This window comes from Agromyces sp. NPDC056523, from assembly GCF_042794545.1.
Taxonomy (GTDB): domain Bacteria; phylum Actinomycetota; class Actinomycetes; order Actinomycetales; family Microbacteriaceae; genus Agromyces.
Genome location: NZ_JBHTTM010000001.1, coordinates 589,188 through 601,344, shown reverse-complemented (window position 1 = coordinate 601,344; position 12,157 = coordinate 589,188). Strand labels below are relative to the sequence as shown.

Genomic DNA, 12,157 nt, shown 5'->3' with positions numbered 1-12,157 from the left:
TGACTACCGACCGCGTGGATGCAGGCCCCGCGCGAACCGCGCGAACAGCGTCGCGAACTGGGCGCGCTCCTCATCAGTGAAGCCCTCGAGCGCCGCCTCGATGGCACGGCGTCGGTGCGAGGTCGCGTCGTGGACGGCCGCGAGCCCCGATTCGGTGAGTCGGATGCGGGTCCGCCGGGCGTCCTCGGGGTCGGCTTCGCGCACGACCAGGCCCTCCGCGACCGCGGCCTGGACGAGGCGGCTCGCCCTCGGCTGGTCGACGCCGATCGCCGCTGCGAGCTCGGTGACCGACATCGGGCGGTCGGCGGCGTGCAGCGTCGCCAGGAGGCGCAGGCTCGCCATCGGCCCGGCTCGGAACTCCCACGCACCGCGTGGTCCGCGGCGACTCCAGGGCGGAACGCCGCCATCGCCCTGATCGCCCGCGTCGCCGGATCGCCCGGAGTTCCACGGCCCGCCCCTCGGACCGTGGCCCCAGGGCGACCCGCCGGACCGATCGCGATCGCCGCGATGCGCGTGAGGACCGTGGTCGTGGCCGTGTTCATGCGGGCCCGGCCCGCGCCCGCCCCGACGCAATGCGGCCAGCGACTGCTCGATGAGCTCGACCGGATCCTGGTCGGATTCCTCGCGGGGCGATTCGGTCATGCCCCGATGGTACATGTCAGTTGACATGGAATGGAGTTGCATGTCATGATGCATGTACATGTCACAAGACATGCATTGCCCGGATGGGCGACGACAACCGCCGGATGCCGCGCCTCGTGCGACGACGCAGTCCGGCCGCGAGAGGATTCCCATGAACCACCACGATCACCACGACACCCATCGACCCGACGACGAGCCCCGACCCGACGACGAGCCCGAGCGCGAGACGTCCGCAGCGGACGACCGCCCCGAGACGCCCGGCGCCGACTCCACGACCGACGCGACCCGCCGCCCCCTCGGCTTCTGGCTCACCGTCCTCGACCGCCTGATCGACCGCGAGTTCGAGGCGGCCTTCGCCGACCTCGACGTGACCCGCCGCGACTGGCAGGTGCTCAACCTCGTCGCGGGCGAGGTCCGAGACGAGCGTCTCCGCGCCAAGCTCGACGCCCGGCCCGACCGCATGCTCCCGCTCCTCGAGCGGGGCTGGGTCGCCGGCGAGCCCGGCGCCTGGGAGCTGACCGAGGCCGGCCGGGCGGCGCACGCCGACCTCGCCGAGCGGGTGGGCGGCGTCCGCTCGCGCATCCGCGACGCCGTGTCATCCGAGGACTACGCCACCACCCTCGCCAGCCTCGAGGCCATGGCGCGCGCGCTCGGTTGGGACGAGTCCGTCTCCGCCCGACCGCTCGGCCGTGGGCGGTTCGGCCGCCGCGGGCCGGGGGCAGCCTGGGGCCGGCGCGGCGCGCGCGGGTTCGGCCGGTTCGGCACGCCGCCCTGGGCCGTCGACGAGCGCGAGGACCGTCGGCACCACGGCGCGCCGCATGAGCACCACCATCACGAGTGCGGCCACCACGGTCACCCTCACGGCGGCGAGCGCGAAGTGCACGTCCACGTCCACCTCGACGACCGCCGAGGTCCCCGCCGCGATCACCGTGGCGGACACGGCCGTCGTCACGATCACTCCGATCGTTGACCCATCACCGACCCACGCGGCCGGCCCGGACCTACCGTTCGGACCGGCCGCGTGCGTTGTACACGACCGCGTCCGACGCGCCGAACGCGCGGAACACGTCGATCGCCTCGTCGCGGCGGACGCCCGACCGCACGCGGATGCCCCGGCGCTCGAACTCCCCGATCCAGTCGTCGGGCATCGGCCCCTCGTCGAATCCCGTGAGGGCCATGCACTCGTCGCCGTGCCCGGCGATGACGAGACGCCGCACACCCGACCACATCGCGGCCCCGTAGCACATGACGCAGGGCGCCCAGTTGACGACGAGCTCGAGCTCCGCACCCTGCGCGCCGAGGTCCCACCGGCCGAGGCGCGTCTGCGCGAGGCTGAGCGCCGTGACCTCGGCATGCGTCGAGCTGAGCCCGCTCGAGAGCACCAGGTTCACGCCCGCCGAGACGAGTTCGCCGGATGCCGCGTCGACCACGAGCGCGGCGAACGGTCCGCCGCTGCCCGCCCTCCAGTTGCGGTCGGCCAGCTCGACCGCGAGACCCACCCGGGCCTCGTCGTCGGGCAGCGGCGCGGACCCCAGCCGCGAGAGCTCGTCGACCAGCCACGAGGGCAGCGACGCGGCGAACGAGGACGGCAGCGCGGCATCCATGCCCCTCATTCTGCCCCCGCTACGGCGCCTTCTGCTCGCGGTCGCCCGACAGCCGCTGCGCCAGGTAGATCGGCACGATCGACACGATCACGAGCACGACCGCGATCACCGACACGATCGGCGCCTGGTTGGGACGGAACATGTTGTTCAGGATGAAGATCGGCAGCGTCGTCACGCCCGACCCCGCGGTGAACGTGGTCACGATGATCTCGTCGAACGAGAGCGCGAAGGCGAGCAGGCCGCCCGCGAGCAGCGCCGAGCGCAGCTGCGGGAAGGTCACGAGCCGGAAGGTCGTCCACACGCCGGCGCCGAGGTCGCTCGACGCCTCCTCGAGGTTGATGCCCTGCCGGCGCAGGCGCGCGATGACGTTGTTGAAGACCGTGACGATGCAGAACGTCGCGTGCGCGATGACGACCGTCCAGATCGACAGCGGCACGCCCATGATCGTGCGGAAGAAGTTGTTGAGCGCGATACCCGTGATGATGCCGGGCAGCGCGATCGGCAGGATCACGAGCAGGCTGATCGCATCCCGCCCGAAGAACGAGAACCGCTGCAACGCGAGCGAGATCAAGGTGCCGAGCGCGAGCGAGATCACGGTGGCGACGGCCGCGACCTGCACGCTGGTCCACACGGCCTCGACCGCGCCGGCGCTCTGGAACGCGCGCCCCCACCATTCGAGCGTGAAGCCCGGCGGCGGCCAGCTCAGCGACGTCGAGGTCGAGAAGGAGTTGATCAGCACGACGAAGAGGGGCACGTACACGACGACGAGGATGATCGCCGTGACGACGCCGAGGATCGTGCGCGAGAGTCGTGAGAGTCGCATCCGTCGCCCCTAGAGGTTGTCGAGGGCGCCGGTGCGGCGCACGAGGAAGAGGTAGCCGAAGATGATGACGATCGGGATGAGCGCGATCGCCGACGCCAGCGGCAGGTTGTTGGCCGCGCCGACGTTCGTGTAGACGAGGTTGCCGAGCATCTGGCTCGCGCCGCCGACGATGTTCACCGTGATGTAGTCGCCGAGTGAGAGCGCGAAGCTGAAGATCGTGCCCGCGATGATGGCGGGGAAGATGAGCGGCAGCACGATGAGCCGCAGCGTCGGCCAGGTCTTGCCGCCCAGGTCGCCGGATGCCTCGAGCAGCGAGTCGGGCACGCGCTCGAGCCCGGCGTAGATCGGCAGGATCACGTACGGCAGCCAGAGGTACGACAGCGTGATGACCGTCGCGGGCAGGCCGTAGCCCGGCGTGTGGCCTCCGAACGGTGCGAGCAGCCACTCGAGGATGCCCTCCTGCGAGAGCACCGAACGCCAGGCGTACGCCTTCACGAGGTACGACGCCCAGAGCGGGGTCAGCACCATGATCACGAGCACGCGCTGCATGCGCGGCGACGCGACCTTCGCCATGTAGAACGCGATCGGCAGCGCGAGCGCGACGTCGATGATCGTGACGAGGAGTGCGACGCCCACGGTCCGCAGCGTCACCGTCTGGTACAGCGAGCCGGTGAGCACCTCGATGATGTTGTCGAACGTGAACTCCGTGGTGATCTCGCCCGTGAAGCTGTCGACCGACCAGAAGGCGGTGACGAGCAGCAGCACCAGCGCCACGATGTAGACGATGACGAGCCAGAACAGCGGCGCGGTCAGCAGGAACGCCAGGCGCGCCCGCGGATGCGTCGCGAGGAAGGCCGACCCCTTGCGTGCGACCGAGTCGCGCGGGGCCGGGAGCGGATGCCGCGGAGGGGCGTTCGTCGTCATGCAGCGTTCCTGTCGAGAGGGGTTCGGGTGGGGCGGCCCCGGTGTCACGGGGCCGCCCCGGGTCGGGAGGGCGTCAGCCCTTGATCTCCTGCCACGCCTCGGTCCACGCCGAGTAGTCGGTGCACGTCACGTCGGTACGACCGTCGATGCACTCCTCGATGGGCGTGGTCCAGTACCAGATGTTCTCGGCGTAGGCGGCGTCACCGGCGTGGTACGCCTCGCAGTCCGCGCGGAACTCGCAGGCCTCGTCGCTCGACGGCGCCTCGCCGAAGTACTCGGTCGCCTGGCCGTTGGCCTCGGGGCTCGCGATGTGGTCGAGCCACGCGTACGCGCAGTTCGTGTTCTCCGTGCCGGACGAGATCATCCAGGTGTCCGACCATCCGGTCACGCCCTCCTCGGGGACGGTGACATCGGTCGGGGCGCCTTCCGCCGCGGCGACGTTCTGGATGACCTGCCAGGTCGTGCCCACGACGCTGTCGCCGGTCGTGAAGGCCTGGATCTCCTTGAGGTAGTCGGACCAGTACTCGCCGATGTTCTCGCGCTGCACCTTGAGCAGGTCGACGGCGGCGGCCAGCTGCTCCTCGTCGAGCGAGTAGGGGTTCTCGATGCCGAGATCGGGCTGGGTCGCCATGAGGTACATGGCCGCGTCAGCGATGTAGATGGGCGAGTCGTACGCCGTGACCTTGCCCGCGTACGGGTCGGACTCGTCGAACACGACGCCCCAGCTCGTGGGCGCCTCGGAGAAGACGTCCGTGCTGTACATGAGCAGGTTCGCGCCGTAGCCGTGCGGCATGCCGTAGTTCTCGCCGTCCACGGTGTTCCACGCCTTGTCCTTCAGGAAGTCGTAGACGTTCTCGTAGTTCGGCGTGAGGTCCATGTTGACCGGCTGCACGTCATCGGCGGCGATGAGCCGGAGTGACGCGTCGCCCGACGCCGACACGACGTCGTAGTCGCCGGTCTTCATGAGGTTCACCGCCTCGTCGGACGTGTTGAACGTCTTCACGGTCACCTCGCAGCCCGTGTCCTCCTCGAACGGCGTGACCCAGTCGACCTCGGGATCGTTCGTGCCGTCCTCGGCGTAGCCGGGCCAGGCGAGGACGGAGAGCTGGCCCTCCATCTCGCCGAGCTCCTCGGCGGCCTCGCCGCCGGTCGATCCGCCCTGGGACGTGGCGCAGGCGGTGAGCAGCGCGACCGAGGCGATCGCGAGCCCCACGGTCGCGCCGCGGGCGGCGGTGCGCATTCGCATCATGGTTCTCTCCTTGTTCTGTGCGGGGTGCAGGTGGTGCAGGTGCGGTGGTGCAGGTGCGGTGGTGCAGGGTGCGGTGGGCTGGTCCGGCAGGCTGATGCCTCAGCCGGAGATCCCGGGGAGGACGCCCGGCCCCAGGGCAACGACGTCGTCGTCGTGCCAGGAGACGACCACCCGGTCGCCGCGCTCGTCGTCGTGGATGCGATCGCGGTCGTTCTGTTCGAGCACGCTCACGCGCGTGCCGTCGTCGAGGTCGACGACGAGCCGCACGCCGCTGCCGAGGTAGATGGCCTCGACGACGGTGCCCGGCATGTTCACGACACCGACGCCCTCAAGCCCGCCCTGCGTGACGGTCATCTTCTCGGGGCGCACCGAGTGGTGCCCGTCGCGTCCGAGGATGGTCTTGGAGCGCTCGTCGTCGAAGAGGTTCGAGGTGCCGACGAAGTCGGCCACGAACCGGGAGGTGGGCCGTTCGTAGAGCTCGGACGGCGTGCCGAGCTGCTCGATCCTCCCGGCGTTGAACACGGCGATCCGGTCGGAGAGCGTGAGCGCCTCCTCCTGGTCGTGGGTCACGAAGATGAAGGTGATGCCGAGGTCGCGCTGGATCTGCTTGAGCTCGACCTGCATCTGCTCGCGGAGCTTGAGGTCGAGCGCGCCGAGCGGCTCGTCGAGGAGCAGCACCTTGGGCTCGACGACCGTGGCTCGCGCGAGCGCGACGCGCTGGCGCTGGCCGCCGGACAGCTGCGAGGGCTTGCGGTCGCCCATCTGCTCGAGCCGGACGGACGCGAGCGCCCGGCGTGCGCGCTCGAGGCGCTCCTTGCGGCCGATGCCGCGAACGCGCAGCCCGTACGCGACGTTCTCGAGCACGCTCATGTGCGGGAACAGCGCGTAGTCCTGGAAGACCGTGTTGACGTCGCGGTCGAACGGCGCGCGCTTCGTGACATCCGTGCCGAACAGCTCGATCGTGCCGCTCGTGGGCTGCTCGAACCCGGCGATGAGCCGCAGCACCGTGGTCTTGCCGGATCCCGACGGACCCAGCATCGAGAAGAACTCGCCCGCGCCGATCTCGAGATCGACGTGGTCGACGGCGGTGACGGCGCCGAACTCCTTCGTGAGCCCGGTCAGCCTGATGGCCGGCTGCTGGTCGGTCATGGACGATCTCCTTCGATGGTCGTGCTGTAAATCATATGGACTCATATGTCATAGTCCAGAGGTTCGTGTTACGGTCGCATCACGGATTCGCCGACCGGTGCCCCCAATCCGGGGGAGGCGTGTCGGGGCGCTCATCGAGGAGGACGGATGCCGCAGGCCACTGCTCGCGCCGATGCCGCCCGCGCCGTGATCTTCTCGCCGCTCGACGCGTCGGGTCGCGCCGAGCTCGTCGAGCAGCGCCTCACCGACGCGATCGTCTCGGGCGTCCTGCACGACGGCGAGCGCCTGCCCAGCGAGAACGACCTCGCTCGGAGCCTCGGCGTCGCGCTCGTCACCGCGCGCGAGGCACTCGTCGCGCTGCGCCACAAGGGCCTCGTCCGCACGCGCCGCGGCCGCGACGGCGGCAGCTTCGTCACGTACGACCGCGACACCTCGACCCGCCTCATCGACGAGCGGCTGCGCGCGACGAGCCGCATCGAACTGCGCGACCTGTCGCTGCACGTCGCCGCGATCGGGGGGATGGCCGCCGAGGTCGCGGCCGATCGCGCCAGCGACGACGACGTGCAGAGCCTCGTCGACATCGACGCACGGGCCGACCTGACCACGCCGGGCGGCGCCCGCCGTGCCGTCGGCAGATTCCAGCTCGAGGTCGCGGCCGTGAGCCAGTCGCCCCGGCTCGTGCACGAGGAACTGCGCCTCCAGGCTGAGACGGGCGTCCTGCTCTGGCTGTGCCTGCGGCAACAGGAGTACCGTGACCGCAGCAGGGAGGCTCGCCTCGAGGTGATCGACGCGATCCGGCGAGCGGATGCCGCATCCGCACGTGCCGCGACCGTCGAGCACATCACGTCGGCCGTCGAGTGGCTGGTCGACGAGAAGGCACGGCTCGAAGCGGCATCCACGACCGAAGGGAGCCGGTCATGACGCTCGTGGACACCTCGACGGGGATCGCGCAGCGCATCGCCGCGACCATCGACCCCGTCTTCGCCGTCATCGAGGAGTGGCGCACGCGCGTCGAGCAGGCACTCGGTGCTGAAGCCGACCCCCGCGCCGCCTCGTTCGATCCCGTCGTCGCCGGCCTCGTCGCCGCCGAGCTCGAGCGCCCGGGCACGCTCATCACCGGGGCCGGCTTCGTCGCCGCCCCCGGCTTCCTGCCCGACGCGCCCTGGCACCTCGCCTGGTGGCTGAGCGGCGCGTCGCCGTTCCGCGTCGACCAGACCGGTGGAGGCCTGCGCCGCCTCGACGCCGTCAGCGACCCCGACGCCGAGTCGTTCCGCGACTACACCACGCTCGAGTGGTGGCGCGTGCCCGCGCGCACCGGGCGGCGCCACCTCACCGGACCGTACGTGGACTACCTCTGCACCGACGACTACACCGTGACGATCACGACGCCCGTCGCCGTCGACCGCGAGATGGCGGGCCTCGTCGGCGCCGACGTGTACGTCGCCCGCCTCGAGCAGGCGCTCCTGCCGGTGCTGCGCGCCGCCGACCGCACGTGCACGATCGTGAACGCATCGGGCCGCATCGTCGCCTCCACCGACACGCACCGCGCGACCGGTGCGCTGCTGCGGCTCGACGGGCTCGCCGAGGCGCTCGCCCCGCTCCGCGAGGCCGAGGCCGAGGGCCGGGCGACGGATGCCGCTCCGCTCCCGGGCGGCGCGGACGTCGTGCCCTGCGGCGACACCTCGCTCGCGCTGGTCGTCGAGTAGCCGGGAGTCGCGAGCTTTCCACAGGAGCGGGCTGGCGGGACATCCGACGGGCCGCCCCCGGATAGTGTGAGGGCTGACGCAATCGGACGCGTGTCCGTGGAAGCGGCGCGCCGGACGAACCGGGGCGGTCGGCCGTGACCATGACGATCAGAGAGAAGCGGGCGCGCAGCAGGCGACGCCGGCTGGTCGCGTACGTCGGCGTCGCCGCCGGGTGGGCCCTCACCGTCTGGGCGGCAACCGTCCTGACACCGCCCGACTGGCTGCACGGGATCGCCCTGTTCGTGCACCTCGCATCGCTCGTCGTGGGCCTCGGCGCCGTGCTCATGATCGAGTGGCACGCCCTGCTGTGGGCGACCGGGTGGAGCAGCGCGCGCGAACTCCGCCAGGCCGATCGCACCATGATCCTGCCCGTGTGGGCCGGACTCGGTGGGCTGCTCCTGAGCGGCGCGCTGCTCGAACCCGACCTGGAGCAGCCCGCGACGCTCGTGAAGATGGCCGCCGTGCTCGTGCTCGCCCTCAACGGCGTCGCGCTCACGCACTGGACCCAGGCCCTCGCACGGCTGCCGGGGAACGCGCGGTTCGGCTCCCTGCCGACGCGAGCGCGTGCGGGGTTCGTCGCGAGCGCGATCGTCTCCCAGGTCGCGTGGTGGACGGCCGTGATCGTCGGCCTGATGAACTCGACCGGATGAGCCCGTCCTCGCCGTGTGACGCGGTGGTCTGCCCCATTCGGGGGACGCTGAGCTAGGCTCGCCAACGAGGCAGCCGCCGACTGGAGGACCAACGATGCGCGACGCACCGGAGACCGTTCCAGCACGACGCGACCGCCGTCGGATCCGCGAGGAGGGCCGGCGTCGGCGTCGGCGCGCGCTCTGGATCGGCGTCGCCGCGGGTGTCGTCGCGCTGCTCGCGGTGGGCGGCGCCGTCACCGCCGCGATGCTCGCCGGGCAGGGCGGCACCACCGCGGCCCCCGCCGAGACCGCCGACCCCGAGCCCATCGTCTTCCCCGCCGACACGCCCGCGCCCACCCCTGGCGCCGAGCCGTGCACGACCGTGCGCGCCCTGTCGTCGTTCGAGAACGCCGAGATGGTCTCGACGCTCGCCGAGGCCTACAACGCCGAGCCGCGCGCCGTGGACGGCTCGTGCGTCACGGTCGTGCCCACGAGGGACAAGTCGGGCGTCGCGGCAGAGGAGGCGGCGGTCGGGTTCACCGAGCTGCCCGAGGACGAACGGCCGACGCTGTGGATCCCGGATGCGAACTCCTGGCTCGGCACGGCCCGCGAGGCCGGCGGGTCCGCCAATGTCCCCGAGGAGGGCGAGAGCCTCGGCTCGTCCGACATCGTGCTCGCCATGCCGGAGGAGCTCGCCGCCGCGATCGGCTGGGACGACGAGCCGCCGAGCTGGTCCGACGTGTTCGCGACCGCCGACGACGAGGAGGTCTGGAACGACCTCGACCACCCCGAGTGGGGCGAGTTCAAGCTCGGCAAGACCAGTCCGCTCGTCGCGAGCTCGGGCGAGGCGGCCATGCTGGCGTCCTACGGCTCGGCCGCCGGCTCAGTCGCCGAGCTCTCGGCCGACGACATCGCCGACGACGAGATCACGGCCGAGGTCCAGGAGCACGAGCTCGCCACGAGCCACTACATGGCCACGCCCGAGCACTTCCTCTGGCACGCGCGCCAGGCGGAGGACCAGGGCGGATCGCCCGCGGACTTCCTCTCGGCCGTCATCGTCGACGAGAAGTCGGTCTGGGACTACAACCGCGGCATCACGAGCCGCGACGGCGTGAACCGGATCGAGAGCGAGCCGCCGGCCGAGCAGCTCGTGCCGATCTACCCGACCGACGGCTTCTACGTCGCCGACAATCCCGCGGTCGTCCTCACCGGCGCCTGGGTCGACGACGCCGAGGTCGCTGCGGCAGAGGACTTCGTGCGCTTCGCGACCACCGAGGAGGGCCAGGCGATCGTGCGCGAGACGGGATACCGCGACCTCAACCGCGAGCTCGACGCCGAGGTCGCGAGCGTCGGCACACTCGCGGAGGCGCCGCGCGGCGGTCTCGCCTTCCCCGAGCCGCAGGTGATCGTGGCGATGCACGAGGCCTTCCCCGAAGTGCGCAAGCGCGCCAACGTGCTGTTCCTCGTCGACGTCTCGGGCTCGATGGGCAACAAGATCGCCACCGGTGCGACCAAGCTCGAGGCGGCGAAGGCCGCGATCTCGCAGGCGCTCGACCACTTCGCCGACGGCGACCACGTCGGGCTCGCGGCATTCTCCGAAGTCGACGCCAACCCGCTGGCGCCGGGCGAGGTGAGCGCGGTGGACGACATCGCCGACACGCGCGACCGCTTCGAGGCGGCGCTGGCCAAGCTCGTGCCGATCGAGTGGACGCCGCTCTACGAGGCGGTCGACACGTTCGCGAAGCGCCAGGCCGACGACTACGACCCCGACCGGATCAACGCGATCGTGCTGCTGAGCGACGGCAAGAACGAGACCGAGGCGCCGAGCACGACGTCGGCGCAGATGCTCGCGACGCTCGAGGGCCTCCACCACAGCACGCCCGTGCTCGTCTTCACGCTCGCCTACGGCGCCGACGCCGACGTGAAGACGCTGCAGTCGATCTCGAGCGCGACCGGTGCGCACTTCTACGACGCCACCGACCCGACCGAGATCGACGAGGTGCTCGGCGACCTGGTCACCAGCTTCTGACACCACGTCACGCGGCGACCCGCACCCGAATCCGTTTGCGAGCATGGACCCATGAGCGACCGGCCTCCCGCCCTCGTCGGCATCTCGCACGGCACGTCCTCGCCCGAGGGCCGGCGGGCGGTGCGCGGACTGCACGACGCCGTCGCCGAGGCGCTGGCGCAGCGGCATCCGGATGGCACGCCGAGCGCGCGCCTCGGGCACGTCGACGTCGAGCAGCCCGACGTGCCCGCGACGCTCGCCTCGCTCGACGCGGGCGAGCCCGCCGTGGTCGTGCCGCTGCTGCTCTCGGCGGGATACCACGTGTACGTCGACCTCACGGAGTCCGTCGCCGCCGAGACGACCCGCCCCGTCGTGCTCGCCGAGGCGCTGGGTCCCGACGACCGGCTCGCGACGCTGCTGTTGCGGCGGTTGCAGGAGGCGGGCCTCCGGCGCGACGACCGGATCGTGCTCGCCGTCGCCGGCTCGAGCGATCGGCGCGCGGTCGAGGACTGCCGCGACCAGGCGCGACGGCTCGCCGCGGCATCGGGTCGCGAGGTCGCCGTCGGCTTCCTGTCGGCCGCCGAGCCGCGCCTGCCCGACGCGGTCGCCGCGGCACGGGCGGATGGCGCGGGCGCGCGAGTGGTCGTCGCGAACTACCTGCTCGCGCCCGGCTACTTCGACGATCTCGCGCGTTCCGCCGGCGCCGACGTGACGGCCCGGCCGCTGCTCGTGCCGGACGCGCCCGCCCCGGTCGAGCTCGTCGAGATCGTGCTCGACCGCTACGCGGCATCGGCCCCGACCGTCGTCTGAAGGGGCGTCGCTGCAAGGTCAACCCCTGTGACGGCCTGCCGCCCGGGCGGTAAGCAAGAGGGATGCATCGGATCCACTACGCGGGGGACTCGGTCCTGACCGGATCGGAGATCGCACATGCCCTCCTCCAGTACGCGGAACTCCTCGCCAAGGCGGGGACCGCGGGCATGTTCGACATCCCGACGCGCGAGGACGACGGCTCCGTCGGCAGCAGCACGATCCTCATCGGCCCGGCGAGCCAGTTGATCGCCGACGCCGAGGAGAGCGAGCACGAGGAACTCGTCGACGAGGTGGTCGTCCGACGCCTCGAACGGCTCACCGCCGGGCTGCGGCATCCGCCCGGACCCTCGGCCACCATGACGCAGGGTCCCGGCGCCGACGTGTACGACGACCTGTAGGCGTCCCCGCCGCCTTCGTCGCGAGGCCCGTCGCCACAACGCGTTACGGCGCATGTGACGTCATGCGACATCGCGTGACATCCCGTGACCGATCGTGACGGGCCCGCCTGTCGGCATCGGCTCAGCCCCCGTACCTTCGAGCGCACGTACCCCGACCGGGGTGCGCGAGCGAGAGG

General features: G+C 71.4%; 13 protein-coding genes. 7 read left to right on the top strand and 6 right to left on the bottom strand.

Annotated features, from left to right (window positions below):
• Positions 1-3 precede the first annotated feature (3 nt).
• Positions 4-642 carry a MarR family winged helix-turn-helix transcriptional regulator gene (locus tag ACFQ58_RS02915; RefSeq protein ID WP_376949353.1) on the bottom strand — a complete coding sequence of 213 codons (639 nt, stop codon included), beginning with the start codon at positions 640-642 and terminating at the stop codon, positions 4-6.
• A 151-nt stretch (positions 643-793) separates the two neighbouring features.
• On the opposite strand from ACFQ58_RS02915, the gene ACFQ58_RS02910 reads away from it, so the two are divergent.
• Complete coding sequence (locus ACFQ58_RS02910) at positions 794-1,612, top strand: hypothetical protein (RefSeq protein ID WP_376949351.1); 819 nt, start codon at positions 794-796, stop codon at positions 1,610-1,612.
• A gap of 31 nt (positions 1,613-1,643) precedes the next feature.
• Here ACFQ58_RS02910 and ACFQ58_RS02905 read toward each other — a convergent pair whose 3' ends face one another.
• The 5 genes from ACFQ58_RS02905 to ACFQ58_RS02885 all read right to left on the bottom strand — a co-directional run bounded on the left by ACFQ58_RS02905 (position 1,644) and on the right by ACFQ58_RS02885 (position 6,391).
• Entirely contained in the window at positions 1,644-2,246 is a 603-nt protein-coding gene (locus tag ACFQ58_RS02905) for a nucleoside deaminase (RefSeq protein ID WP_376949349.1), read from the bottom strand.
• Positions 2,247-2,265: 19 nt separating this feature from the next.
• Complete coding sequence (locus ACFQ58_RS02900; RefSeq protein WP_376949347.1) at positions 2,266-3,069, bottom strand: ABC transporter permease; 804 nt, start codon at positions 3,067-3,069, stop codon at positions 2,266-2,268.
• A 9-nt stretch (positions 3,070-3,078) separates the two neighbouring features.
• The gene (locus ACFQ58_RS02895) at positions 3,079-3,993 is read right to left on the bottom strand and encodes an ABC transporter permease (protein ID WP_376949345.1); all 915 of its coding nucleotides are present in this window, start codon (positions 3,991-3,993) and stop codon (positions 3,079-3,081) included.
• A gap of 73 nt (positions 3,994-4,066) precedes the next feature.
• A complete protein-coding gene (locus ACFQ58_RS02890) occupies positions 4,067-5,242 on the bottom strand; it encodes an ABC transporter substrate-binding protein (protein ID WP_376949343.1) in 1,176 nt (391 codons plus the stop codon).
• 99 nt (positions 5,243-5,341) lie between these two features.
• Positions 5,342-6,391, bottom strand: a complete 1,050-nt coding sequence (locus ACFQ58_RS02885) for an ABC transporter ATP-binding protein (protein ID WP_376949341.1) — start codon at positions 6,389-6,391, stop codon at positions 5,342-5,344.
• Between the two features lie 147 nt (positions 6,392-6,538).
• Between ACFQ58_RS02885 and ACFQ58_RS02880 the strand changes: the two genes are divergently transcribed.
• The 6 genes from ACFQ58_RS02880 to ACFQ58_RS02855 all read left to right on the top strand — a co-directional run bounded on the left by ACFQ58_RS02880 (position 6,539) and on the right by ACFQ58_RS02855 (position 11,981).
• The gene (locus tag ACFQ58_RS02880) at positions 6,539-7,312 is read left to right on the top strand and encodes a FadR/GntR family transcriptional regulator (RefSeq protein WP_376949339.1); all 774 of its coding nucleotides are present in this window, start codon (positions 6,539-6,541) and stop codon (positions 7,310-7,312) included.
• The gene (locus ACFQ58_RS02875) at positions 7,309-8,097 is read left to right on the top strand and encodes a cache domain-containing protein (protein WP_376949337.1); all 789 of its coding nucleotides are present in this window, start codon (positions 7,309-7,311) and stop codon (positions 8,095-8,097) included. Before ACFQ58_RS02880 ends, ACFQ58_RS02875 begins: the two co-directional genes overlap by 4 nt.
• A 140-nt stretch (positions 8,098-8,237) precedes the next feature.
• Complete coding sequence (locus tag ACFQ58_RS02870) at positions 8,238-8,786, top strand: hypothetical protein (RefSeq protein ID WP_376949335.1); 549 nt, start codon at positions 8,238-8,240, stop codon at positions 8,784-8,786.
• Between the two features lie 94 nt (positions 8,787-8,880).
• Positions 8,881-10,794 (top strand): substrate-binding domain-containing protein, encoded by a 1,914-nt coding sequence (locus tag ACFQ58_RS02865; protein ID WP_376949333.1) that lies wholly within the window; start codon positions 8,881-8,883, stop codon positions 10,792-10,794.
• Positions 10,795-10,845: 51 nt separating this feature from the next.
• Entirely contained in the window at positions 10,846-11,583 is a 738-nt protein-coding gene (locus tag ACFQ58_RS02860; RefSeq protein WP_376949331.1) for a sirohydrochlorin chelatase, read from the top strand.
• A gap of 62 nt (positions 11,584-11,645) precedes the next feature.
• A complete protein-coding gene (locus ACFQ58_RS02855; protein ID WP_376949329.1) occupies positions 11,646-11,981 on the top strand; it encodes a hypothetical protein in 336 nt (111 codons plus the stop codon).
• Positions 11,982-12,157: the final 176 nt, after the last annotated feature.

Bases quoted from the DNA above. Each gene is read 5' to 3' on its own strand.
- ACFQ58_RS02880 (WP_376949339.1), top strand. From the start codon at position 6,539: ATGCCGCAGGCCACTGCTCGCGCCGATGCCGCCCGCGCCGTGATCTTC.
- ACFQ58_RS02875 (WP_376949337.1), top strand. From the start codon at position 7,309: ATGACGCTCGTGGACACCTCGACGGGGATCGCGCAGCGCATCGCCGCG.
- ACFQ58_RS02865 (WP_376949333.1), top strand. From the start codon at position 8,881: ATGCGCGACGCACCGGAGACCGTTCCAGCACGACGCGACCGCCGTCGG.
- ACFQ58_RS02885 (WP_376949341.1), bottom strand. From the start codon at position 6,391: ATGACCGACCAGCAGCCGGCCATCAGGCTGACCGGGCTCACGAAGGAG.
- ACFQ58_RS02860 (WP_376949331.1), top strand. From the start codon at position 10,846: ATGAGCGACCGGCCTCCCGCCCTCGTCGGCATCTCGCACGGCACGTCC.
- ACFQ58_RS02915 (WP_376949353.1), bottom strand. From the start codon at position 642: ATGACCGAATCGCCCCGCGAGGAATCCGACCAGGATCCGGTCGAGCTC.
- ACFQ58_RS02895 (WP_376949345.1), bottom strand. From the start codon at position 3,993: ATGACGACGAACGCCCCTCCGCGGCATCCGCTCCCGGCCCCGCGCGAC.
- ACFQ58_RS02900 (WP_376949347.1), bottom strand. From the start codon at position 3,069: ATGCGACTCTCACGACTCTCGCGCACGATCCTCGGCGTCGTCACGGCG.
- ACFQ58_RS02870 (WP_376949335.1), top strand. From the start codon at position 8,238: ATGACGATCAGAGAGAAGCGGGCGCGCAGCAGGCGACGCCGGCTGGTC.
- ACFQ58_RS02905 (WP_376949349.1), bottom strand. From the start codon at position 2,246: ATGGATGCCGCGCTGCCGTCCTCGTTCGCCGCGTCGCTGCCCTCGTGG.
- ACFQ58_RS02910 (WP_376949351.1), top strand. From the start codon at position 794: ATGAACCACCACGATCACCACGACACCCATCGACCCGACGACGAGCCC.
- ACFQ58_RS02890 (WP_376949343.1), bottom strand. From the start codon at position 5,242: ATGATGCGAATGCGCACCGCCGCCCGCGGCGCGACCGTGGGGCTCGCG.
- ACFQ58_RS02855 (WP_376949329.1), top strand. From the start codon at position 11,646: ATGCATCGGATCCACTACGCGGGGGACTCGGTCCTGACCGGATCGGAG.